The organism is Pseudomonas sp. HMSC076A11, assembly GCF_001810205.1.
Taxonomy (GTDB): domain Bacteria; phylum Pseudomonadota; class Gammaproteobacteria; order Pseudomonadales; family Pseudomonadaceae; genus Pseudomonas; species Pseudomonas aeruginosa.
Map to the genome: position 1 here is coordinate 32,361 of NZ_KV800287.1, position 21,963 is coordinate 54,323.

The following is a 21,963-nucleotide window of genomic DNA, read 5'->3' on the forward strand; positions in this document are numbered from 1 at the left end:
CTGCGGAGGAACTTGAACGCCTCGTTCTTGTGGATCAGGCCCCAGTGCTTGCCCTCGATGATCGCCTTGAAGCCCATCTCGGTACGCTCCACCACCAGCAGGTCGACCGCCTGGCCGACGCTGTAGCGCGGCGGCAGGTTGTCCAGCTGGCGGTCCAGGCGTGCGGTGGCGGTGATGCGGTTGGTGCGCTTGTCCAGGTAGACGTAGACCACGCAGTAGTCGCCGACCTGCAACGGACGCTTCTCTTCCGAATGCGGCAGCAGCAGGTCCTTGGGCAGGCCCCAGTCGAGGAACAGGCCGATCCGGTTGATCTCCACGACCTTCAGGCTGGCGAAACCGCCGACCTGGACCTTGGGCGTCTGGGTGGTGGCGATCAGGCGGTCGTCGCTGTCCAGGTAGATGAACACGTTGAGCCAGTCGCCCACTTCGCTGGGCTGGTCCTTCGGCACATAGCGCTTGGGCAGGAGGATCTCGCCGTGCTGGGTACCGTCGAGATAGAGCCCGAACTCCGTGTGCTTGACCACCTGCAGTGAATTGAAACGCCCGATGACCGCCATGTTGTCTCCCCCTGTCGAAGGGGCGGCATTCTACCGGGCGCCACGCATGCGGGCGGAAGTTTTTGCCGGTACGCCGACGCCGCTCATCGCCTTGCCGGCCATTCGCGCCGAAACATCCTGAACCACGCGGACATTTCCCAAATGCCGACTGTCTACTGGCAGTAAGCACAACGATGTTTCAAAATCGTGAACCCTAAAGACTTTTTTGGAACATCCTTATCAAGGATTCTCGCTGCCGCTCATCAGGAGTTCCTGTGCGTCCACTCAGCCGTTGGCTCTCATCTTGCGGCTCGCTTCTGGCGCTGGCCGCGCTGTTCCTGGTCGTTCCCCTCGCCGGCCGCTACTGGCTCGGCTGGTCGACGCCGTTCGGCTATCTCTCGGACCTGGCCCTCGGCAGCCTGCTGGTGCTGCTCCTGCATCGACGCTCCCTGTGGTTCGCGCTCCCGGTCATGCTGCTCTGGTGCCTGTTCCTGATCGGCAATGCCGAACTGGTCGGCGCGGTCGGGCGCATGCCGGAACCTTCCGACCTCAAGTACCTGCTGGATCCGCAGTTCGTCAGCAGCTCCACCCAGGGCGGCGGCCTCGCCCACCTGCCACTGGCGCTCGGCCTCGGTGGCGCGACATTGCTTTGCGTGCTGCTCTGGCGTCGCCGCGGTCCGCGCCTGCCGCGCTATGCCTACGCGCTGCCGGCGGCGTTCCTGGCGGCGCATGTCGGCCTGCAATACCTGCGTCCGAGCGACGCCGACCAATGGCAGCAGTACAACCTGCCGCACAAGCTGCTGGCCAGCGCGCTCAGCAGTGGCCAACTGGCGGTCGAAGACTGGCTCGCCGACGACCGTCCGGACACCCCGCCGGACGTCGCCGGGCTCAACCAGCTCGACCTTTCCGGAACGCCGCTGCTGGCCGGCGGAGGGCGCGCGCGCAACGTCCTGATCGTGGCCATGGAGGGAATCCCCGGCGCGTATATCGCCGCCAACCGCGCCGCCATCAACAGCAGCTACCACGAAGCGCCGATGCCCAGACTGAGTGGCTGGGCCGAACGGGCGATGACCACCCCGGACTACGTGCTGCACAGCCACCAGACCATCCGCGGCCTCTACGCCATGCTCTGCGGCGACTACAGCAAGCTCGACTCGGGCACGCCGAAGGGCGTCGAGCTGCTCAACAACCCGGCCCGGGCCAGGGAGTGCTTGCCCGCCCAGCTGCGCCAGCACGGTTTCAGCACGCACTTCCTGCAGGGTGCCGGCCTGCGCTTCATGGCCAAGGACAAGGTCATGCCGCAGATGGGCTTCGACAAGACCCTCGGGCGCGACTGGTTCCGCAACACGTCCTACCTGGAGTTTCCCTGGGGCATGGACGACAAGGCCTTCTTCGAGGGCGCCGCGACCTACGTGAAGCAGCTGCGCCAGCAGAAGAAACCCTGGATGCTGACCCTGCTCACCGTCGGCACCCACCAGCCCTACTCGGCGCCTGCCGACTACCTGGCCCGCTACCCGAGCGCCAAGCAGGCCGCGGTGGCCTATCTCGACGACGCGATCGACGCCTTCCTCGCCGACCTGGAGAAACAGGGCGTGTTGCGCGACACCCTGGTGGTGCTCACTTCCGACGAATCCCACGGTGTCGACCAGGTGCGCCTCGCCTCGGCCTGGGGCTTCAACCTGGTACTGGCACCGGAACAGGCGGCGCTGCCGCCGATCAAGAGCGGCGTCTACGGCCACGTCGACCTCGCCGCGTCCGTCCTCGACTATTTCGGCTACCGCGTGCCGGCGGGGATTTCCGGGCGCTCGCTGTTCCGCGACTACGCCAGCGGCCGCGAAATGATGTCCTACACCAACGGCATGCTGCGCCACCACGACGGCAAGGACACCTTCGTCGAATGCGATTTCCAGCAGGTCTGCCGGCGCTACCGCAGCGAGGGCTTCATCGCCGACGAAGCCGAGTTCCTCGGTCGCTTCAGCGGTCGCCAGGCACGCCTGGTCAGCCAGCGCGCCGCCGTCCTCGACCACTCCGTGCAACAGGCCGGCCAGTTGGGCCAGGAGTTCCAGTTCGCCACCCACGAACGCATCCGCCTGAAGCCGGAAACCCACAACGACTGGACCGACAACCTGATCGGCGCGCAATACCTGGAGATGCCGAAGAACAGCAGGACCACGGTCACCCTGAAGATCCGCGCCTTGCAGATGGACCGCAACGGCGCCCGGGTGACGCTGAAGACCAAGGAGTTCGAACGCGACGTTCCCATACCGGTACCGGACATCCCGCGCCTGCTCAAAGGCAAGCCGCTGGACATGAGCTTCACCTTCGACAACCCGGAAGCGCGCAAGGCCTTCTCCTTCCACTTGCTCGCCGAGGGCCGCGGGATCATCGAGATCAGCGACTTCCACGTGGTCACGGCGGCCAACCCGGAACCCGTGGAAAGCCGCAGCCAGGTCGCCGAAGCGGCGAAGGAACAGCCGCTGCTGAGCACCCTGAAAAGCCTGTTCGCCAACCGCCCCGAAACCGAGGAAGCGGAACGCGCGGACGCCCCTCGGGAGCGCACCGTCATCCCCGAGCAGAAGGCCCTGATCCTTTCGCACTGACCGCGCCGGAGCGGCCCGCCCGGCCGCCGCGCGCTCCCCGCTGAACCCAGCGCCGTCGCGGGCGTCGAAGATTCGCAAGCAACCAGGCGAAACGGAGAACGGCATGAAGCACCTGGCATTCCTCGCCCTCGGCGGACTCCTGCTGGCGCCCCTGGCCGAAGCGGCCAGCTTCGATTGCGAAAAGGCTGAGCGAGCGGACGAAAAGGCCATCTGCGCGAACCGGGCGCTGAACGACAAGGACGTCGAGATGAGCGTCAAGTACCGCTTCCTCCGCGGCCTGTTCGCCATGGGCGGCCGCGGCGCCATGCAGGACCGGCAGCAGGACTGGCTGCGCGAGCGCCGGCGCTGCGGTGGCGACACCGACTGCCTCTCCCGCGCCTACGCGCAGCGTATCGACGAGCTGGACAAGCAGTACGCGGGCATCGACAAGCCGCTCTGAAGCTAGCGTCCGCCGGCAGCGAACTGCAGTTCCGCCAGGCGCGCATAGAGCGGGTTCTCCGCGATCAACCGGGCATGGCTACCAATGGCCACCAGCCGCCCCTGGTCGATCACCGCGATGCGGTCGGCGCTCTGTACCGTGGCCAGGCGATGGGCGATCACCAGGGTGGTACGTCCGCTCATCAGGCCTGGCAGGGCCTGCTGGATCAGGTGCTCGCTTTCCGCATCCAGGGCGCTGGTCGCCTCGTCGAGCAGCAGCACCGGCGCGTCTACCAGCAACGCCCGGGCGATCGCCAGGCGCTGGCGCTGGCCGCCTGACAGGCCGATGCCGCCCTCGCCCAGGTGGGTGGCGTAGCCCTGCGGCAGACCCAGGATGAACTCGTGGGCATGCGCGGCACGCGCTGCGGCCTCGACCTCGGCGGCGCTGGCATGCGGACGGCCGTAGCGGATGTTTTCCTCGACGCTGCCAAAGAACAGCGCGGGGTTCTGCGACACTAGGGCAAAGCTGCGGCGCAAGTCGGCCGGGTCCAGTTCGACGATCGGCTGCCCGTCCAGCAGCAGCCGTCCCTGCTGCGGATCGAAGAAACGCAGGAGCAGATCGAACAGGGTCGACTTGCCGGCGCCGGAAGGTCCGACCAGGGCCAGGGTTTCCCCCGGTTCGACGGCCAGGCTGATGTCGTCGATGGCCCAGTGTTCGGGACGGGTCGGATAGGCGAAGCGCACCGCCTGCAATTCGATCCTCCCGCTCACCCGTGCCGCCAGCTTGCGTGGTTGCGCTGGCGAGCGGATCTCGCTGCGCGCCCTGAGCAGCTCGGCGATGCGCTCTGCGGCGCCGGCGGCGCGCTGCAATTCGCCGATCACCTCGCTGAGGGTGCCGAAGGCCATGCCGACGATCAGGCTGTAGAAGACGAACGCGGCCAGTTCGCCGGCCGAGATGCTGCCGGCGATCACGTCGCGGCCGCCGACCCAGAGCATGACGCCGACCGCGCCGAGCACCAGCACGATCACCACGGTGATCAGCCAGGCGCGCTGGGCGATGCGCTTGCGCGCGGTGTCGAAGGCGCGTTCGACGGTGCCGGCGAAGCGCTGGCGATCCTGCGCCTGGTGGTTGTAGGCCTGCACGGTCTTGATCTGACCGAGGGTTTCACCGACGTAGCTGCCGACGTCGGCCACCCGGTCCTGGCTTTCCCGCGACAGGCTGCGCACGCGGCGGCCGAACAGCAGGATCGGGGCGATCACCAGCGGCAACGCCAGCACCACGATGCTGGTCAGCTTGGCGTTGGTGACGAACATCAGCAGCACCCCGCCGACCAGCATCAGGGCATTGCGCAGGGCCATCGACAGCGAGGAACCGATCACCGTCTGCAGCAGCGTAGTGTCGGCGGTCAGGCGCGACTGGATCTCGGAGCTACGGTTGGTTTCGTAGAAACCGGGATGCAACTCGATCAGGTGGTCGAACACGCGCTTGCGGATATCGGCGACGAAGCGCTCGCCGATCCAGGACACCAGGTAGAAGCGCACGAAGGTGCCCACGGCCAGGCCGAGCACCAGCACGAAGAACAGCAGGATGTAGCGATTGAGCAATTCGGGCGAGGCGGTGAGGAACCCCTGGTCCACCAGCAGGCGGATGCCCTGGCCCAGGGACAGGGTGATCGCCGCGGTGAACAGCAGCGCCACCAGGGCCCCGAGCATGCGCCAGCGGTAAGGCGCCATGAAGCGCCATGCCAGGCGTAGGGCGATACGTTGGCGGGAGGAGAGAATGGCTGGCATGCGGCGCTCGCTCGGCGGCTGGGGTTCCGCAGGTTAGCACCGGGAACGCAGCGAGGCGATGCATGCCCCGGCCGGCAGCGCGATGATATCGACGTATATATCCGGGCAACTTAGCCGATAACTAATCGTGAACTTTTCATTATTCTCGATATAGGTGAGATAGAGGCCCGGAGAACTTTCTCGCATCAACTAATGCAAACATTGGAATTCATGCCGGGATGCGCGAAGGGAGTTATCCACCTGGCGGTATCCTGCGTCGCCCGGGGTCGGCGGAACATCCAGCCGCGGAGACCTCGAGCAGTTCACCGCCGGATCGCCAATGCCGCAGCGCCTCGCTCGGGTATTGCCTAACGGACTTTATAGAAAACAGCAGGTTACGTCCGAAATCTGATCGACAATATTCAAGATGAAATAAAACGCCGCTTCGGTTATAATGAACGGCCATATTTAATGCAGAGACAGGTCCCCGGATATGGCCATCATGAAGAAAACCGTCGCGCCGAAAGCCGCCAAGCCGGCTCCCGCGGTCGAAACCCGCGAGTCCATCGAAGCGCAGGTCGCCGCCTTCCTCCAGGCCGGCGGCGAGATCCAGAAGATCGCCAAGGGCGTCAGCGGCCAGGTCTACGGCCCGTCGCGGCAGATCACCATCAGCAAGAAGCGCTGAACGCCCGCCCCTCGCCGGGGACTACGAAGGGGATGGCAGGCCGGCACGCAGATGTGCCACGCTCCATCCCCTTTTTCATTGCCTGAATCCCGAGCCCTTCATGCCTGGCCATCCCGATCCACTGCACGGCGTCACCCTGGAAAAACTGCTCACCGAACTGGTCGCCCACCACGGCTGGGCGGAGCTTGGCAAACGGGTCGACATTCGTTGTTTCAGGAACGACCCGAGCATCAAGTCCAGCCTCGCCTTCCTGCGCAAGACGCCCTGGGCCCGGGAAAAGGTCGAGGCGCTCTACGTCCAGCTCAAGCGCAACCAAGGCTGAAGGCTAGCGCGCCAACCCCAGGCGCAGCAATTGCCCGTCCTTCTGGTCGGTGAGCAGGTAGAGATAGCCGTCCGGGCCCTGCCGCACGTCGCGGATGCGCACCCCGAGATCGCCCAGCAGGCGCTCTTCGTGGACGATCCGGTCGCCATCCAGTTGCAGGCGGATCAGTTCCTGCGTCGCCAGCGCGCCGATGAACAAATTATGCTGCCAGGCCGGGAAGCGCTGCGCATCGTAGAACGCCATGCCGCTGATCGCCGGCGACTTCTCCCAGACATGGTGCGGCGCCTCGGTACCTTCGACGGCCTTGCCCCTGGCTTCGGGGATCGGCAGCAGGGTGTAGTTGATTCCATGGGTCGCCAGCGGCCAGCCGTAGTTCCCGCCGGCCTGGGGTATGTTGATCTCGTCGCCGCCGCGCGGGCCGTGCTCGTGGGTCCAGAGCCGGCCGGTCCAGGGATTCAGCGCGGCGCCCTGCTGGTTGCGGTGGCCATAGCTCCAGATCTCCGGCCGCGCGTCGGTACGGCCGACGAAGGGATTGTCCTTGGGAACGCCGCCGTCCGGATACAGGCGGACGACCTTGCCCTGCAACTTGTCCAGGTCCTGCGAGGTGCTGCGCTGGTTGTTCTCGCCGAGGGCGATGAACAGGTGGCCCTTGCCGTCGAAGACCAGGCGCGAGCCGAAGTGATGGCCGCTGGAAAGCTTCGGCAACTGCCGGAAGATCACGTGGAAGCCCTCCAGCCGTCGCTTGTCCGCCGATAACCGGCCACGTCCCGCCGCCGTTCCGGCGCGGCCGTCCTCGCCGGCCTCGGCATAGGTCAGGTAGACCAGCCGGTCCTCGGCGAACCCCGGCGACAAGGCGACGTCGAGCAGTCCCCCCTGGCCGCTGGCGAAGACCCTGGGTACGCCTTCCAGCGGCGCCGACAACTGTCCCTCGGGACTGACGAAACGCAAGCTGCCGGGCCGCTCGGTGACCAATATGCCCTGGTTGTCCGGCAGGAAGGCGACGGCCCAGGGATAGGCCAGACCGCCAACCACCGGGGTGACCTCGACGGCGCCCAGCTCGCTGTCGTGGCGACCGGCGTCCACCGCCTCGACCGACGGAGCGAGCAGCGCGACGGCGCTCAGCAGGATGGCATTCAAAGACAGGCCCGGCATGCGTTCTCTCCTTCCCCAAGCGAAAAACACCACTCTAGTCGCAGATCCGCCGCGCCTGGCGGTCCGCACACGGGCTGTAACAAACCCGCCCCTCAAAGCAAGGCGACCATTTCCTTGAGAGTCACCGCCCAGGTGCCCTTGGCATTGATATAGCGATAGCCGAACCGGGAACCATGCGCCTCGCTGGTGATCACCGCGTTCCAGGCCTGCCCGCGCGGCAGGTCGTGGGCCGGGTCGAGGAGCAGGAAGGCGCGCTCGCTCATGCCGATGGCCAGGCCCCAGTGGCGGATATCGCTGCCCTTGCGGCCGTGGAAACCGAGCACTACCGGAAAGCCGGCCTCCAGGTATTCGCGGGTGTGCCGGACCAACCTGCGCCCCTCGCCCTTGAGGGCGAAATGCTCGGTATCGTTGATCTCGGCCAGCAGCTCCAGCAGGTCGACGCCGGTGGTGCCGACGCGCAGCAGCGGGCCGTGCTGGTCCAGCGCCTTCATCAGGCGCCCGTAGCGACTGCGACTGTCGACCCGCTCCAGGCCCTTGGCCTGGCGCCGGCGCAGTTGGCCGCGGACCAGCATCGCCATGACCAGGCAGTAGGGCCCGCAGGCGCCGTCCATGTCGCCCTGGCGCAGATGGACCTTGTCGCCATGGACGTTGCACAGGCCGCCGCTGCCATCCTCGTCCAGGTCCCATTCCAGGCCATCGATCAGGCGTGACTGCATGAGGGTCTCCTCTCCGGTTCCTTAAGTTGGGACCGAGCGGGCGCCGAATCATTCCTCGGCGCCCATCGCCACAACGAGTAAACTGGCGGTCTTTCATTCCAGTAGCCTCGCCATGACCGACCCGATCCGCCTGTCCAAACGCCTCGCCGAACTCACCGCCTGCTCACGCCGCGAAGCCGAGCTGTACATCGAGGGCGGCTGGGTCAGCGTCGACGGCGAAGTGATCGAGGAGCCACAGTTCAAGGTGCTCGACCAACGCGTGGAGCTGCTGCCGGGCGCCCGCGCGGAAACGATTGAACCGGCCACCCTGCTGTTGCACAAGCCGGCCGGCTGGCGCCACGACGATTTCGAAGGCCTGCTCGCTGCGGGGCGGCGCTGGAGCGATGACCCCAGTCCCTTGCGAGCGCTGAAAAAACACTTCGCCCGCCAGCGTCCCACCCTTGCGCTGGACAGCGAGGCTTCGGGGCTGGTGGTGTTCAGCCAGCAGCACGGCGTACTGCGCAAGCTGGTGGACGACGGTGCACGGCTGGAGCAGGAATACCTGGTCGAGGTCGCCGGCGACCTGGCCGCCGGCGGCCTCGAGCGCCTGCGCCACGGCCTCGCCTACCAGGGCCGCAGGCTATCGCCGTGCAAGGTCAGTTGGCAGAACGAAAGCCACCTGCGCTTCGCCCTCAAAGACGTGCTGCCCGGCCAGTTGCGCTTCATGTGCGAAAGCGAGGGGCTGGAAGTGCGGAGCATCCGCCGCCTGCGCATCGGCGCGCTGTCGCTGGCCAGGCTACCGCTCGGCGAATGGCGCTACCTCGGCCTCCACGAACGCTTCTGAGCGCTCATTCGAGGCCACGCAGGGCGCGCCCCGGCGACTGCCCGCAGACCCGCCGGTACATGGCGATGAACGCGCTGTCGCTGGCGTAGCCCAGGGCGTGGGCGACCTCGGTCACCGAGCGGCCTTCGGCCAGGCGCCTCCGCGCTTCGAACAAGCGCGCCTGGGTTCGCCAGCGGGAGAAACCCAGGCCGGTCTGCTCGGTGAACAGACGCGCCAGGGTCCGCCCGCTGGCGCCGACCTCACGTCCCCACGCCTCGATGCTCCAGTCCAGCGCGGGTTGCGCCAGCAGCGCCTCGGCCACCTTCAGCGCCCGCGCATCGCGCGGCATCGGCAGGCTCGCGGCGTGTGCCGGCGCGCTCGCCAGTTCATCGAACAGTGCGCGCAACAGCGTCAGGTGCGGCCCTTCCAATTGCAAGTCGGCTGCCCAGCCGGTCATGCGCAGGATCAGTTCGCGCATTAGCGGCCCGACTTCGAGGACCTGGACGCTGTCCGGCAGCTCGGCGAACGCCGAGGGTTCGAAGTACAGGCTACGGTAGGCGAAGCGCCCGTGCAGGACCGTGCGATGCGGCACGCCGGCCGGCAGCCAGGCGGCCTGGAGCGGCGTCAATTGGCAAATGCGCTCGGCGAAATACAGCGTGACGCTACCGGCCGCCATGTACAGCAACTGCGCGCGCCGGTGGCAATGCCAGTCGCTGCGGTGGCCGGTGCTGTCGACCTCGAGGCCGACCACCGGGCAGCGGGCGAGATCGGGATCCTCGACCCGTTCGTAGGGATAGCGCGGCACCTTGTCCTCTTCGCGATGTTTTCCGTCCTGACCGCAGCATTCTGCCAGGCGCAGGCGGCCTAGGCTTGGCTCTTTTTTCCGGAGCCATCATGCCTGACCGTCCTCGCCCTCCCCTGCTGCTGGTGCTCGCCCTGCTAGCCCTGCCGCAAGTCGCCGAAACCATCCTTTCCCCCGCGCTGCCGGCCCTGGCCAGCCACTGGCGACTGGACGACGCTACCAGCCAGTGGACCATGGCGCTGTTCTTCGTCGGTTTCGCCCCCGGCATCTGGCTCTGGGGCTGGCTGGCCGACCGCCTCGGCCGGCGCCCGGCTCTGCTCGGCGGGCTCGGCCTGGCGGCCCTGGCGACCTTCGGTGCCTGGGCCAGTACCGACTATTCCTACCTGCTTGCCTGTCGCCTGGTCCAGGGCCTCGGCCTGGCGACCTGCTCGGTGACGGTGCAGGCCAGCCTGCGCGATGTGCTGCAAGGCCCGGCGTTGATGAGCTATTTCGTCACGCTCGGCGCGGTGCTGGCCTGGTCGCCGGCAGTCGGCCCCCTCGGCGGCCAGTGGCTGGCCGACCTCGGCGGGCACCCGGCGGTGTTCGCCACCCTGGCGGTGCTGCTCGCCTCGCTGGCGGCGCTGGTCGTCCCGGCCTGGCCGGAAACCCGTCCGCTGCTGGCGGGCACGCCCGAGCCCGCGACCCTGGCGATCTTCCGACGGGTCCTGGCCGACCGCCCGCTACAAACGCGCGCACTGCTGGTGGCGGTGCTCAATGTGCTGGTGTTCTCCTTCTACGCCGCCGGGCCGTTCATGGTCGGCGACCTGCCCGGCCTGGGCTTCGGCTGGATCGGCCTGGCCATCGCCATTGCCGGGAGCCTCGGCGCCTTGCTCAACCGACGCCTGCCGCGCACCTGGAACAGCGCTCGCCGGGTACGCCTGGGCCTAGCGCTGGCGGCCGCCGGCGCGACAGCGCAGACGCTGTTGGCCGCCGTCGGATACGCCGAAGGCCTGTACTGGGCGCTGCCAGCCCTGCCGATCTTCATCGGCTTCGGCGTGGCGATTCCCAACCTGCTGGGTCCGGCGCTGCACGCCTACGACGATTGCCGGGGACGCGCCGGAGCCCTGTTCGGGCTCGCCTACTACCTGCTGATCGGCCTCGGACTGGGCGCGTCCACCCTGCTACCGTTCGACCGTCCCTGGCCGCTGGCCGCGTACTGGAGCCTGCTGGGCCTGGTCGCACTGCTGCTGGCCAGGCGGCTGCCGGAATGAAAGCGGCGCCAGGTACGCCCGTACAAACCGGACGACCGGCCCGGAAAGCCGGATAGGGCGGCCGTCGCGACGCTGCTATGCTGTGATGGCACAGCGCCCATGCGGACCCGCAGAACGTGGCCAGAACGACGCTCGAATCGATCCAGCACGCCATCGAGGTGAATTCGTCCCTGGCCCTTCCCATCGCCCTGGAGAATCTCTCGCGTCTGACCCACCTCGCGCTGCTGACCGTCCCCTTCAACCTGATCCACATCCTGGTGTTTTCCCTCAAGGACTTCCGCCCGGACCTCGGCCATCAGCTCTGGCGCCAGGAAATCATGTACGCCCATGGCGCCATGGCCCTGCTCTTCGGCGGCATCGGCCTGCTCGCGCTATGGCTGCGCCGCCAGCCGCCCAAGCTGTGGCGCATGCGCCTGCTGATCCTGCTGGGCGGCGCAGGGATCATAGGCTTCGGCGTCGCCATCGCCTGCATCGACCAGCGCATCACCAGCAACATCACGCCGCTGCTGCTGGCCTGTTTCGCCTGCGCCATGTTCATCCTGATCCGCCCGGCCTACGCGGTGCCCTTCTACGGTCTGGCGATGCTGGCCTTCGAGGTGGCGATGGACCACGCCCAGGCCGACCCGCAACTGCGCCTGTCGAACCAGGCCAACGGCCTCACCGCGTTCGGCCTCGGCCTGCTGCTGTCGCTGATCCTCTGGCACGGCCACGTGCGCAACCTGCGCCAGCAACGCAAGCTGGAGTTGCAGCGGCAGGAGCTGGAGGAGAAGAATCGCCAGTTGGAGTACCTGGCCGGTCACGACCCCCTGACCGGCCTGTTCAATCGTCGCGAGTTCGACCAGTTGGTGCTCATGGAGCTCGCGCGCATCGCTCGCCAACCGCAGCCGCTGAGCCTGCTGATGGTCGACCTGGATCACTTCAAGTACATCAACGACCGCTATGGGCACCCCTTCGGCGACGAGGTCATCCGCCATGCCGCCAACCTGCTGCGCGGCAATACCCGTAGCAGCGACAGCGTGGCGCGCCTGGGCGGGGAAGAATTCCTCCTGCTCCTGCCCGACACCGCCGAGCAGCAGGCTCGCAGCCTTGCGGAAAAACTCCGCGAACGCCTCGAAGGTACCCCGCTGGCGACGCAGGACGGCGTGCTCTGCCTGACCGCCAGCTTCGGCGTGGCCAGCCTCGACGGAGGCGGCCAGGCCAGCTACGAGCAGCTCTACAGCGCCGCCGACCAGGCTCTCTACCGGGCCAAGAGCAGCGGTCGCAACCGGGTGGAAGTGATTCGCCTGGCCAGCCTCGCGGAAAGCCTGCGGTAACAATTGATCGGCCGGCCCTGACGAGCGGTCGGTCAGCCGCCCGAACCTTGGTTAAGATGGTCCGTGGCGCTCTAGCTCGCCGCTCTTCCTGCCCTTCCGACCTGCCCGACCTCGCCCGGCCCCATGCCGCGGCCTTGCCGTTGGCGTCATGCGGGAAGACCGGCGCAGCGCCGTTGTCCGCATTACCAGGGGGAGAACCATGCTCAAGCACCTGCTCGTGCTCACCTGTGCCCTGCTCGCCAGTTCCTCGGCCCTGGCCCAGGTGATGGCCCGCGACCTGGGCGATTTCGAACTCAAGCTGGCCACCAGTCCGACCCGCAGCATGGCCCAGGGCCTGGTCACCCCGGGCAGCTCCGGCAGTTTCCACGGCGGCCTCGACCTAAGCCACGAAAGTGGCTGGTACATCGGCAACTGGACCTCCAACCTCGACCCCGGCAAGCCCACCGAGATCGACTCCTACGCCGGCTTCAAGCGCCCGCTGAACAACCGCCTGGGCTACGAAATGGGCCTGATCCGCTACAGCCGCCCGGAGCAGCCGGCCAACGACGCAGCCGAACTCTACGGCGGCCTGTCGATCTTCGGCAGCCGGCTCGGCGCGGCCCTGAGCAGCGACCCGGGGCGCAACGACACCACCCTGTTCGCCGACCTCGGGGTCAACCCGCCGTTCGGTTTCGACGTCACCCTGAAGTACGGCAACCATCGCCTGGACAACCCGGCGAGCCTCAGCGGCGGGGGCTACGTGAGCGTCTTCAACGACTGGTCGGTGAACCTCTCGCGGCCCTGGCTGGGCATCGACCTGAACCTGTCCTACAGCGGCACCAGCCTGACCGGCAGCGATTGCAGCGCCTACTCGGGACACAACAGCTACTGCGACACCACATTCATGCTGAAGGCGTCGCGTCCGTTCTTCTGAGTCGTCAGTCGTCCTGGCGGCGGGTACGCTGGGCGAGTTCGTCGAGCTGTTTCTGCTCGCGCTTGTCCTCGGCCTGGCGCGCCTCTTCCAGGTAGCGCTCGACCAGCTTGCGCAGCCCTTCCAGGCGGGCGTATCTCTCCTGCCAGTTGAGCCGCGCCTTGTCCACCGCCTCGCGGTGCCAGGTCACGCTGTTGGCCTGCTGGGCGACGGCGGTCTCCAGTTGCGAGAGGAAGCGCTGGTAGTTCATCAGCCACTGGCCACTGACGCCCTTCTGGCCCTGGCTGATCCATTGCTGCTGGTAGTCGTTGCGGTAGCGTTCCAGCTCCGCCAGCTTCTGCTGTGCCGCGAGCAATTGCTGCTGGCACCTGCCCAGCTGGGTCGCGGCATCCCGCTCGGCCTTGCTGGCCATGTCCACCACCGGCGCCAGCCGCGCCGCGCGCTTCTCCATGCCTCAGGGCGCCTCAGGCCTGCCCGCCGGCGAGCAGGCTCGCCAGCCGCGCACGGCTTTCCGCCAGGCTTTCGCTTTCGTCGAGGCCCTGGCGCAGGAACTGGCGCATGACCGGGAAGCGAGCGATGGCCAGGTCGGTCTCGGGATCGCCGCCGGCCACGTAGGCACCGACGCTGATCAGATCGCGACTCTGCTGGTAGCGCGACCAGAGCTGCTTGAAGCGCTGGGCGTCGCGCAGGTGCTCGGCCTCGACCACCTGCGGCATCACCCGGCTGATCGAAGCTTCGATATCGATGGCCGGATAGTGGCCTTCCTCGGCCAACCGCCGGGACAATACGAAGTGCCCGTCGAGCACGCCGCGAGCGGCGTCGGCGATCGGGTCCTGCTGGTCGTCGCCCTCGGAGAGCACGGTGTAGAACGCGGTGATCGAGCCGCCACCGGCTTCGGCATTGCCGGCGCGTTCCACCAGCTTCGGCAGCTTGGCGAACACCGATGGCGGATACCCCTTGGTCGCCGGTGGCTCGCCGATGGCCAGGGCGATCTCGCGCTGGGCCTGGGCGTAGCGGGTCAGCGAGTCCATCAGCAGCAATACGTTCTTGCCCTTGTCGCGGAAGTACTCGGCGATCCGCGTGCAGTACTGCGCGGCACGCAGGCGCATCAGCGGCGCGTCGTCGGCCGGCGAGGCGACCACCACGGAGCGCTTGAGGCCTTCCTCGCCGAGGATCTCGTCGATGAACTCCTTCACCTCGCGGCCCCGCTCGCCGATCAGACCGACGACGATGATGTCGGCCCTGGTGAAGCGGGTCATCATCCCCAGCAGCACCGACTTGCCCACCCCGGTACCGGCGAACAGGCCGAGGCGCTGGCCGCGGCCGACCGTGAGCAGGCCATTGATCGAGCGGATGCCGACGTCGAGAGGTTCGCTGATCGGGTGGCGCTTGAGCGGGTTGATCGTCGGGCCGTCCATCGGCACCCAGTCTTCGGCGCGCATCCCGCCCTTGCCGTCGAGGGCGCGGCCGGCGCCATCGAGCACCCGGCCGAGCATCGACATGCCCATCGGCAGGCGCCCGGTGTCCGGCAGCGGCACGACCCGCGCGCCGGGCGCGATGCCGGCGAGGCTGCCGACCGGCATCAGGTACACCTTGCTACCGGAAAAGCCCATCACTTCGGCCTCCACCTGCACTGGGTGGTAGCCGCTTTCGTTGATCACGTTGCAGCGGCTGCCGACCGCGGCCTGCAAGCCTTCGGCTTCGAGGGTCAGGCCGACCATGCGCAGCAGGCGGCCCTCGACCACCGGCTGCGCCGGCAGCGAGACAGCCTCGGTGTAGCCCTCCAGGCGCCTGGCGAAACTGGTTCGCTCAAGGCGCATCGACGTCTCCGGGGGCGTCGAGGTCGATCCGGATGTCGCTGGCCAGCGGATGGGTCGCCTGTTCGCGCTGTTGCTCGAACAGTTGCTTCACTGCCTGCGCCAGGCGCGTCTCGATGGTCGCGTCGATGCGACTGTGCTCGGTCTCGATGCGGCAGCCGCCGGGCAGCAACGAATCGTCCTCGAGAATCCGCCAGCTCTCTTCGTGGCGCTCGCGCAGCGCCTTGACCCGCTCGAAGTCCTGCGGGTTGACATGGATACGGATGTTCGCCGCGCCCATCGGCAGCAGCTTCAGAGCCTCGCGCAGGACCTGGCGGACATGGCTGGAGTCCATGTGCAGTTCGCGCTGGATCACCTGGCGGGCAACGTGGTTGACCAGGTTGACCATGCCCTGCTCGATCAGGGCGTCCTGCTCGGCGATGGGTTCCAGAAGCTGCGTCATCAGACGCTCGAGACTTTGCAGACGCTCCTTCAGCGCCTCCTCGGCTTCCTGCCGCGCCTTCAACTGGCCGGCGTGGAAACCGTCGCGCTCGCCGGTGGCGAAACCTTCGTTGTAGGCGTCCTGGCGGATCGCCTCGATTTCCTCCAGCGTCGGCGGCTTGACGGTCTCCAGCTCGACCTCTTCCACCGCCGGCGGCGCCGGCGCGGGTTCGGCGACCGCGGGCACCTGCGGCGCGGCAACGGCCGGCTCGTCGCGCGGCTCGTCGAAGCTCGGCAACGACCAGAGGCCGAAGGCCGCCACGCCCTTGCCGCGGATCAGTTCGCTGGGATTGTCTTTGTCCTTGTCGTGGGGGACCACCTCAGATCATCTCCTCGCCACCCTTGCCGCCCAGCACGATATCGCCGGACTCGGCCATGCGCCGGGCAATGGTGAGGATTTCCTTCTGCGCACCTTCCACTTCGCTGACCCGTACCGGCCCCTTGGCCTCCAGGTCGTCGCGCAGCAGCTCGGCGGCACGCTTGGACATGTTCTTGAAGACCTTCTCGCGGATCGCCTCGTCGGAGCCCTTGAGCGCCAGCACCAGTACGTCCGAGGAGACTTCCCGGAGCAGCGCCTGGATGCCGCGGTCGTCGACGTCGGCGAGGTTGTCGAAGACGAACATCAGGTCCTCGATCTGTCCGGACAGGTCTTCGTCGACCTCGCGGATCGAATCCATCAGCTGGCCTTCGATGGAGCTGTCGAGGTAGTTCATGATGTCCGCCGCGCGCTTGACCCCGCCCATGGTGGTGCGGGTGGCGTTGGAATTGCCGGCGAACTGCTTCTCCAGGATCAGGTTGAGTTCCTTCAGCGCCGAGGGCTGCACGGTGTTCAGCGAGGAGACGCGCAGGACGATATCCAGGCGCACCTTGTGGTCGAAATGGCTGAGCACCTCGGCGGCCTGGTCGGGATCGAGGTAGGCGACCACGATGGCCTGGATCTGCGGGTGTTCGTAACGGATCACGTCGGCCACGGCACGCGGCTCCATCCACTTCAGGCTGTCCAGGCCGCTGGTGCTGCCGCCGAGGAGGATGCGGTCGATCAGGTTGTTGGCCTTGTCCTCGCCGAGGGCCTGGGTGAGCATCTTGCGGATGTAGCCGTCGGCACCGACGCCGAGGCTGGTCTGGTCGCCGACCACTTCGACGAACTCGCCCATCACCTGCTCGACCTGTTCGCGGTGCACGTTGCGCATCGACGCCATGGCCACGCCGACCCGCTGCACCTCTTTCGGCCCCATGTGCCGCAGCACCTGCGCCGCGTCGGTCTCGCCGAGCGACAGGAGCAGGATGGCGGCCTTGTCGACCTTGGTCAGTTTGGCGGCGAGACGATTCTCACTCATGGCGCTTACTCATCGGCGTTGATCCACTCTTTCACGACCTGGGCGACGCGGCCCGGGTCCTGTGCGACCAGGTTCTTGATCGCGTTCAATTGCGCATCATACCCCTCCGTGGGGCTCGGCAGGAGGATGCTCGACGGCCCGCCGATGCTCACCCGGTCGTCGGCCAGCGAGCCTTCCAGGCCACTCTCGCCCAGCGCCAGGTCGCCGTCGCGACCGCCGCCGCCGGCCAGCGACTTGCCCTTGCCGCCGCCGGTGATGTTGCTCAGCACCGGACGCAGTACGCCGAACACCAGGACCAGGATGAACAGCACGCCGAGCACCTGCTTGACGATGTCCCAGAACCACGGCTGCGAGTAGAACGGAATGCTGTCGATCTCTTCGGCCTGGGCCGGGGCGAACGGCGCGTTGATCACGCTGACGCTGTCGCCGCGGCTGGCGTCGTAGCCCACCGAGTCCTGTACCAGACGGGTGAAGCGCGCCAGTTCGTCGGCGCTCCAGGGCTGGTGGCTGACCTCGCCGGTCTTCGCGTCGACCTTCATCTGGTCGTCCAGCACCACCGCCACCGACAGTCGGCGCAAGCGCCCCTGCTGCTGCTTGGTGTAGCTGATCGAGCGGTCCAGTTCGTAGTTGCGGGTGGTCTGGTCGCGCTTGTCGGTCGGGTACGGCGCCAGCTCCGGCTTGCCGGTCTTCGGATCGATGATGGTCTGGCCGTTGGCGTCCTTCAGCGGCTGGCCCGGCGCGACGTAGTCGGCCGGCGCGCTGGCGGTGGCCTGCTGCGGCGCGCTGGCCGGGCCCGGCGGCTGGTTCGACAGCGCCCCCGGCACGCCCTGCGGGCCGGACGAATTCTGCCGTTCCTCGTTGTTGCGTTGCTCGCTGCGCAGGGCCGGCTGGTCCGGGTTGTACATCTCCGAGGTCGACTCGACCGCGCTGAAGTCAACGTCGGCGGACACCTCGGCCTTGTAGCGACCGTTGCCCAGCACCGGTTGCAGGATATTGTGCACGCGCTGGGTGAGCAGGCCTTCCATGCGCCGGGTGAAGTCGAACTGCTTGCCGGCCATGGTCAGCTCGGAGAGTTCCTGCTGGTCGGAGAGCAGGTTGCCCTTCTGGTCGACCACGGTGACCTGCGACTTGTCCAGCTCCGGCACACTGGTGGCGACCAGGTTGACGATCGCCATCACCTGGCTCGGCTCCAGGCTGCGACCCGGATACAGCTCGACCAGCACCGAGGCGCTGGGCTTGCGGTCGTCGCGGACGAACACCGAACTCTTCGGGATCGCCAGGTGCACGCGGGCGGCCTTGACGTTGTTCAGGCTCGACACGGTGCGCGCCAGCTCGCCTTCCAGGCCGCGGCGGTAGTTGGTGGCTTCCATGAACTGGCTGGTGCCCAGCGCCTGTTCCTTGTCGAGGATCTCGAAACCGACGTTGTTGTCGGTCGGCGCCACGCCGGCGGAGGCCACCTTCATGCGTGCCCGGCCGAGGTCGTCGGCCTTGACCAGCAGCGCGCCGGAGTTGGGTTCGACCTTGTAGGGAATGTCCGCCGCGGTCAGCGCTTCCACCACACGGTTCGCGTCGACCCCGTTGAGGCTGCCATAGAGCGGCTTGTAGTCCGGCTGCTGGGACCAGAGCACGACGGCGAAGCCGATCGCCACGCTGGCGGCGAGACCGACCAGCAGGCCGATCTGGCGCAGCATGGTCATCTCGGAAAGGTTGTCGAGGAACGACAGTCCCGGGAAGGATTTCTTCAGCATCCCGGCACCGCCGCTCTTGGCGGGAACCTGGCTGTCGATCAGTGCATCGGCCATGAACTAGTTATCCTCGCGCCGCTCAGACCGGCATCTGCATGATGTCTTGGTAGGCCTGGACCAGTTTGTTGCGCACCTGGGTCATGGCCTGGAACGACACGCTGGCCTTCTGGCTGGCGATCATCACGTCGGTCAGGTCGACGCCGCTCTGGCCGACCTCGAAGGCGTTGGCCATCGCGGTGGAGGCCTGCTGGGTCTCGTTCACCTTGTCCACGGCCTGGGAGAGCATTTCCGAAAAGCTCGGCGCCCCCGCTTCGGCCGGCGCCTGAACCGGTTTGGCCTTGGCCATGGCTTCCATTTGCATGGAACGCATTTCCAGCATCAGACGATTGAACTCGACACCCTGACTCATGACTCTTCCTCCAACAGCCGCGGCTTTTTTGACGCCGCCCGGCACTTTGCAGAGGAGTTAGCAACAAGGGTGCCAAGTCGACCCCAAGGCCCGGCATCGGCGTTCGCCGCCAATGCCCGCGACCGCTGCAGGGTCCGTCCCTGCTCCGGTTATCGGCAGGCGCGCACGCTCGAACAGCCCCGGGCGACGACCGGCGGCGGACGCAAAAGGCCCGCACGAGGCGGGCCTGGGGAACATGGCGAGCACTCAGATGGCGTAGAGATAGGCCTCCACGTCCATCCCCGCGTCGCGCATCTGGGCGAGCTTGTAGCGCAGGGTCCGCGGGCTGATGCCAAGGCGCTCGGCGGCCTCCTTGCGGCGGCCGCGCTCGGTGCGCAGGGTATCGATGATCACCTGGAATTCGCGGCGGCGCAGGTCGTCGCCCAGCGCGCCGCTAGCGTCCTGGCCTGCGGCCGGCGACGGAATCTCGACGCTCGGCGGGGTGGCCGGTGGCATTGCCGGCATGGGCACCGGCACCGGGGCCGCGAGCGGCATGCCGATCGGCGCGGTGAGGCACAGGTCGGCGGGCTGGATCAGGCCGCCCTGTTGCAGGATCAACGCACGCTGGATGGCGTTGTCGAGTTCCCGTACGTTGCCCGCCCAGGCATGCCGGACCAGGCACTGGGCGGCCTCGGGGCCGAGCGCCACCGCGCCGAGGTTCATCTTGCGGCTGTGCTTGCGCAGCAGACGCTCGGCCAGCGGCAGGATGTCCGCAGGGCGTTCGCGCAGCGGCCGCCAGGCCAGCGGGAAGACCGACAGGCGATAGTAGAGGTCCTCGCGGAAACGCCCCGCCGCGACTTCCGCCGCGAGGTCGCGGTTGGTCGTGGCAAGCACGCGGATATCCAGGTTGATCGGCTTGCGCGCACCGACCCGCTCCACCTCGCGCTCCTGCAATACGCGCAACAGCTTGGCCTGCAGGCCGAGGGGCATTTCCGATATCTCGTCGAGAAGAATGGTGCCGCCGTCGGCCAGCTCGAACTTGCCGGGCTGGGCGGCAATGGCGCCGGTGAAGGAACCTTTCTCGTGGCCGAACAGGGTGGCCTCGAGCATGTTGTCCGGGATCGCCGCGCAGTTGATCGCGATGAACGGCTTGCCGGCACGCGGCGATTGCTGGTGGATATAGTTGGCCAGGACTTCCTTGCCGGTCCCGGACTCGCCGGAGATCAGCACGGTGGAATCGCTGCGCGCGACCCGCGCGGCCAGTTCCAGCAACTGCCGGCTGGCCGGCTCCAGGGCCACCGGACCATCCTCCTCGCTGCCCGGCAACTGGCCCAGCGCATGGCGTGCCACCAGGTCGAGCAGCGCCCGCGCCTCGAACGGCTTGACCAGGTAGTCGGCGGCGCCCTGGCGCATCGCCTCGACGGCGCGATCGACCGCGCCGTAGGCGGTCATCAGCAACACCGGCAGGTGCGGGTAGCGTGTACGGATCAGGCCGAGCAACTGGTGCCCGTCCATGCCCGGCATGTTCACGTCGCTGATCACCAGGCTGAAGGCTTCGCGGGCCAGGACCGGCAGCGCCGCCTCCGCCGAGTCCACGGCGACGAACTCGTGACCGCCCAGCAGCAGGGTGTCGCTGAGGGCTTCGCGTAGTGCGCGGTCGTCTTCGACCAGCAGGACTTTGGCTGCCATGGGGTTACTCCTGAATCGCAGAAAGAGGCGCCGCCGGAATCAGCGGCAGGATCAAGGTGGCGCAGGTGCCGCGCCCCGGCCGAGAGCGCAACTGCAATTGCCCCTGGTGGGCGCGCGCCACGGCCTTGACCACCGCCAGGCCGAGCCCGGTACCGGTGGTCTTGGTGGTGAAGAAGGGTTCGCCCAGGCGCGCCAGGGTCGCCGGGTCCATGCCCGGTCCGTTGTCGCTGACGCTGAGGCGCAGGCTGTCGGCGCGGGCATAGAGATGCACCTTCAGGCGCAGTTCGGGCCCGCAGGCCTGGATCGCGTTCTCCACCAGGTTGAGCACGGTGCCCACCAGGGTGTCGCGATTGCACAGCAGCTCGCCGCCGCGCGCCTCGCACTGCCAACGCACCTGGAGCCCCTGGACATGGACTTCGGCCGCCGCGCGCAGGCTGTCGAACAGCGCCTTCGGCGCCACCCGGTCGGTCAGCGGCAGCTCGCCGCGGGCGAACACCAGCATGTCGCGTACCTGATGCTCCAGTTCGTGCAGGCGCTCCTTCAGGCGCCCGGCGAAGCGTTGCTGCTGGTCGGTCGGCAGCGCCTGCTCGCTGAGGTGCCCGGCATAGAGCAACGCCGCTGACAACGGCGTGCGGATCTGGTGGGCCAGCGAGGCGACCATCCGCCCCAGCGCCGACAGGCGCTCGTGGCGCGCCAGTTGCTCCTGGAGACGGCGGGTATCGGTAAGGTCGTTGAGCAGGATCAGTTGACCCGGTTCGCCGTTCAGCGAGCGGGTGGCGATGGACAGGCGTCGCCCGTCGCGCAGGGAAATCTCGTGACCGTCATCCTCGCGCGGAGCGAAGCAGCGGGCGATCACCTCACGCCAGAGCATGCCCACCAACGGCTCGCCAAGCAGGCCCAGGGCCGCCGGGTTGGCCTCGCGGACCACGCCATGGGCATCGATGACGATGACGCCGCCGGGAAGCAGGTCGAGCAGGCTCTGCAAGCGGTTCGCCAGGCGCTCCTTTTCCGCCAGCTCCTCCATGCGCTGCGCGCTGACCAGGGCCAGTTGCCCTTTCAGCTCGGTAACGCGCTCCTCCAGCAGGCTGTAGGACTCGCTGAGCTGGCTGGACATCTGGTTGAACAGCGCGAAGGCCTGCTCGAGGCCGGCGCGGCTGGTGGCCTCGGCCGTATCGGCTGGCTGCTCGGGGAAGGCGTCGAGGGCTGGTTGCATTGCGTTTCTCTCGGTCGGC

The 21,963-nt window shown here is 67.5% G+C and carries 21 protein-coding genes; 8 read left to right on the forward strand and 13 right to left on the reverse strand.

Translation table 11 applies throughout. The features are described 5' to 3' along the window. Positions 1-557: CvfB family protein (locus HMPREF2716_RS07740; protein WP_070621854.1), on the reverse strand; the 557-nt coding region annotated here is incomplete at its 3' end. A 254-nt stretch (positions 558-811) separates the two neighbouring features. Here HMPREF2716_RS07740 and HMPREF2716_RS07745 point away from each other — a divergent pair. Both HMPREF2716_RS07745 and HMPREF2716_RS07750 read left to right on the forward strand, forming a co-directional pair. Further along, complete coding sequence (locus HMPREF2716_RS07745) at positions 812-3,136, forward strand: LTA synthase family protein (protein ID WP_003082248.1); 2,325 nt, start codon at positions 812-814, stop codon at positions 3,134-3,136. Between the two features lie 103 nt (positions 3,137-3,239). Next, positions 3,240-3,575 carry a lysozyme inhibitor LprI family protein gene (locus HMPREF2716_RS07750; protein WP_003112498.1) on the forward strand — a complete coding sequence of 112 codons (336 nt, stop codon included), beginning with the start codon at positions 3,240-3,242 and terminating at the stop codon, positions 3,573-3,575. Between the two features lie 2 nt (positions 3,576-3,577). Here HMPREF2716_RS07750 and hcuC read toward each other — a convergent pair whose 3' ends face one another. After that, positions 3,578-5,344 (reverse strand): hydrophobic compound transporter HcuC, encoded by a 1,767-nt coding sequence (hcuC, locus tag HMPREF2716_RS07755; RefSeq protein WP_003082245.1) that lies wholly within the window; start codon positions 5,342-5,344, stop codon positions 3,578-3,580. Between the two features lie 472 nt (positions 5,345-5,816). Between hcuC and HMPREF2716_RS07760 the strand changes: the two genes are divergently transcribed. After that, entirely contained in the window at positions 5,817-6,008 is a 192-nt protein-coding gene (locus HMPREF2716_RS07760; RefSeq protein WP_003109112.1) for a hypothetical protein, read from the forward strand. A 100-nt stretch (positions 6,009-6,108) separates the two neighbouring features. Continuing rightward, positions 6,109-6,330 carry a VF530 family protein gene (locus tag HMPREF2716_RS07765; protein ID WP_003082243.1) on the forward strand — a complete coding sequence of 74 codons (222 nt, stop codon included), beginning with the start codon at positions 6,109-6,111 and terminating at the stop codon, positions 6,328-6,330. A gap of 3 nt (positions 6,331-6,333) precedes the next feature. Here HMPREF2716_RS07765 and hcuB read toward each other — a convergent pair whose 3' ends face one another. Both hcuB and hcuA read right to left on the reverse strand, forming a co-directional pair. Beyond that, positions 6,334-7,482 carry a hydrophobic compound transporter HcuB gene (gene hcuB, locus HMPREF2716_RS07770; protein ID WP_003159764.1) on the reverse strand — a complete coding sequence of 383 codons (1,149 nt, stop codon included), beginning with the start codon at positions 7,480-7,482 and terminating at the stop codon, positions 6,334-6,336. Between the two features lie 92 nt (positions 7,483-7,574). Further along, positions 7,575-8,198, reverse strand: coding sequence for a hydrophobic compound transporter HcuA (gene hcuA / locus HMPREF2716_RS07775; RefSeq protein ID WP_003082239.1), 624 nt, complete (start codon positions 8,196-8,198; stop codon positions 7,575-7,577). 112 nt (positions 8,199-8,310) lie between these two features. Between hcuA and HMPREF2716_RS07780 the strand changes: the two genes are divergently transcribed. Beyond that, positions 8,311-9,021 carry an rRNA pseudouridine synthase gene (locus HMPREF2716_RS07780; RefSeq protein WP_003086466.1) on the forward strand — a complete coding sequence of 237 codons (711 nt, stop codon included), beginning with the start codon at positions 8,311-8,313 and terminating at the stop codon, positions 9,019-9,021. A 4-nt stretch (positions 9,022-9,025) separates the two neighbouring features. Here HMPREF2716_RS07780 and HMPREF2716_RS07785 read toward each other — a convergent pair whose 3' ends face one another. Then, positions 9,026-9,805: an AraC family transcriptional regulator gene (locus HMPREF2716_RS07785; protein WP_003082235.1), complete on the reverse strand. Its 780-nt coding sequence runs from the start codon at positions 9,803-9,805 to the stop codon at positions 9,026-9,028. 89 nt (positions 9,806-9,894) lie between these two features. Between HMPREF2716_RS07785 and HMPREF2716_RS07790 the strand changes: the two genes are divergently transcribed. From HMPREF2716_RS07790 to HMPREF2716_RS07800, 3 genes are all read left to right on the forward strand, one after another. Then, the gene (locus HMPREF2716_RS07790; protein ID WP_003082230.1) at positions 9,895-11,052 is read left to right on the forward strand and encodes a multidrug effflux MFS transporter; all 1,158 of its coding nucleotides are present in this window, start codon (positions 9,895-9,897) and stop codon (positions 11,050-11,052) included. 116 nt (positions 11,053-11,168) lie between these two features. After that, positions 11,169-12,365, forward strand: coding sequence for a diguanylate cyclase RoeA (roeA, locus tag HMPREF2716_RS07795; RefSeq protein WP_003082226.1), 1,197 nt, complete (start codon positions 11,169-11,171; stop codon positions 12,363-12,365). A gap of 199 nt (positions 12,366-12,564) precedes the next feature. Further along, positions 12,565-13,278 (forward strand): TorF family putative porin, encoded by a 714-nt coding sequence (locus HMPREF2716_RS07800; RefSeq protein ID WP_003086461.1) that lies wholly within the window; start codon positions 12,565-12,567, stop codon positions 13,276-13,278. A 4-nt stretch (positions 13,279-13,282) separates the two neighbouring features. On the opposite strand, the gene fliJ is transcribed toward HMPREF2716_RS07800, so the two are convergent. The 8 genes from fliJ to fleS all read right to left on the reverse strand — a co-directional run bounded on the left by fliJ (position 13,283) and on the right by fleS (position 21,944). Continuing rightward, positions 13,283-13,726 carry a flagellar export protein FliJ gene (gene fliJ, locus HMPREF2716_RS07805; protein ID WP_003082220.1) on the reverse strand — a complete coding sequence of 148 codons (444 nt, stop codon included), beginning with the start codon at positions 13,724-13,726 and terminating at the stop codon, positions 13,283-13,285. 13 nt (positions 13,727-13,739) lie between these two features. Next, positions 13,740-15,095, reverse strand: a complete 1,356-nt coding sequence (gene fliI, locus HMPREF2716_RS07810; RefSeq protein WP_003086458.1) for a flagellar protein export ATPase FliI — start codon at positions 15,093-15,095, stop codon at positions 13,740-13,742. Continuing rightward, entirely contained in the window at positions 15,085-15,891 is an 807-nt protein-coding gene (gene fliH, locus HMPREF2716_RS07815) for a flagellar assembly protein FliH (RefSeq protein WP_070621855.1), read from the reverse strand. Before fliH ends, fliI begins: the two co-directional genes overlap by 11 nt. Before the next feature lies 1 nt (position 15,892). Next, on the reverse strand, positions 15,893-16,909 hold the full coding sequence (fliG, locus tag HMPREF2716_RS07820) for a flagellar motor switch protein FliG (protein ID WP_003082212.1): 1,017 nt from the start codon (positions 16,907-16,909) through the stop codon (positions 15,893-15,895). A gap of 5 nt (positions 16,910-16,914) precedes the next feature. Beyond that, positions 16,915-18,711: a flagellar basal-body MS-ring/collar protein FliF gene (gene fliF, locus HMPREF2716_RS07825; RefSeq protein ID WP_003109118.1), complete on the reverse strand. Its 1,797-nt coding sequence runs from the start codon at positions 18,709-18,711 to the stop codon at positions 16,915-16,917. 22 nt (positions 18,712-18,733) lie between these two features. After that, entirely contained in the window at positions 18,734-19,063 is a 330-nt protein-coding gene (gene fliE, locus HMPREF2716_RS07830; RefSeq protein ID WP_003140591.1) for a flagellar hook-basal body complex protein FliE, read from the reverse strand. Positions 19,064-19,309: 246 nt separating this feature from the next. Continuing rightward, complete coding sequence (gene fleR, locus HMPREF2716_RS07835; protein WP_023518480.1) at positions 19,310-20,731, reverse strand: sigma-54-dependent response regulator transcription factor FleR; 1,422 nt, start codon at positions 20,729-20,731, stop codon at positions 19,310-19,312. Between the two features lie 4 nt (positions 20,732-20,735). Next, on the reverse strand, positions 20,736-21,944 hold the full coding sequence (gene fleS / locus HMPREF2716_RS07840) for a sensor histidine kinase FleS (protein WP_023518479.1): 1,209 nt from the start codon (positions 21,942-21,944) through the stop codon (positions 20,736-20,738). Between the last annotated feature and the right edge of the window lie 19 nt (positions 21,945-21,963).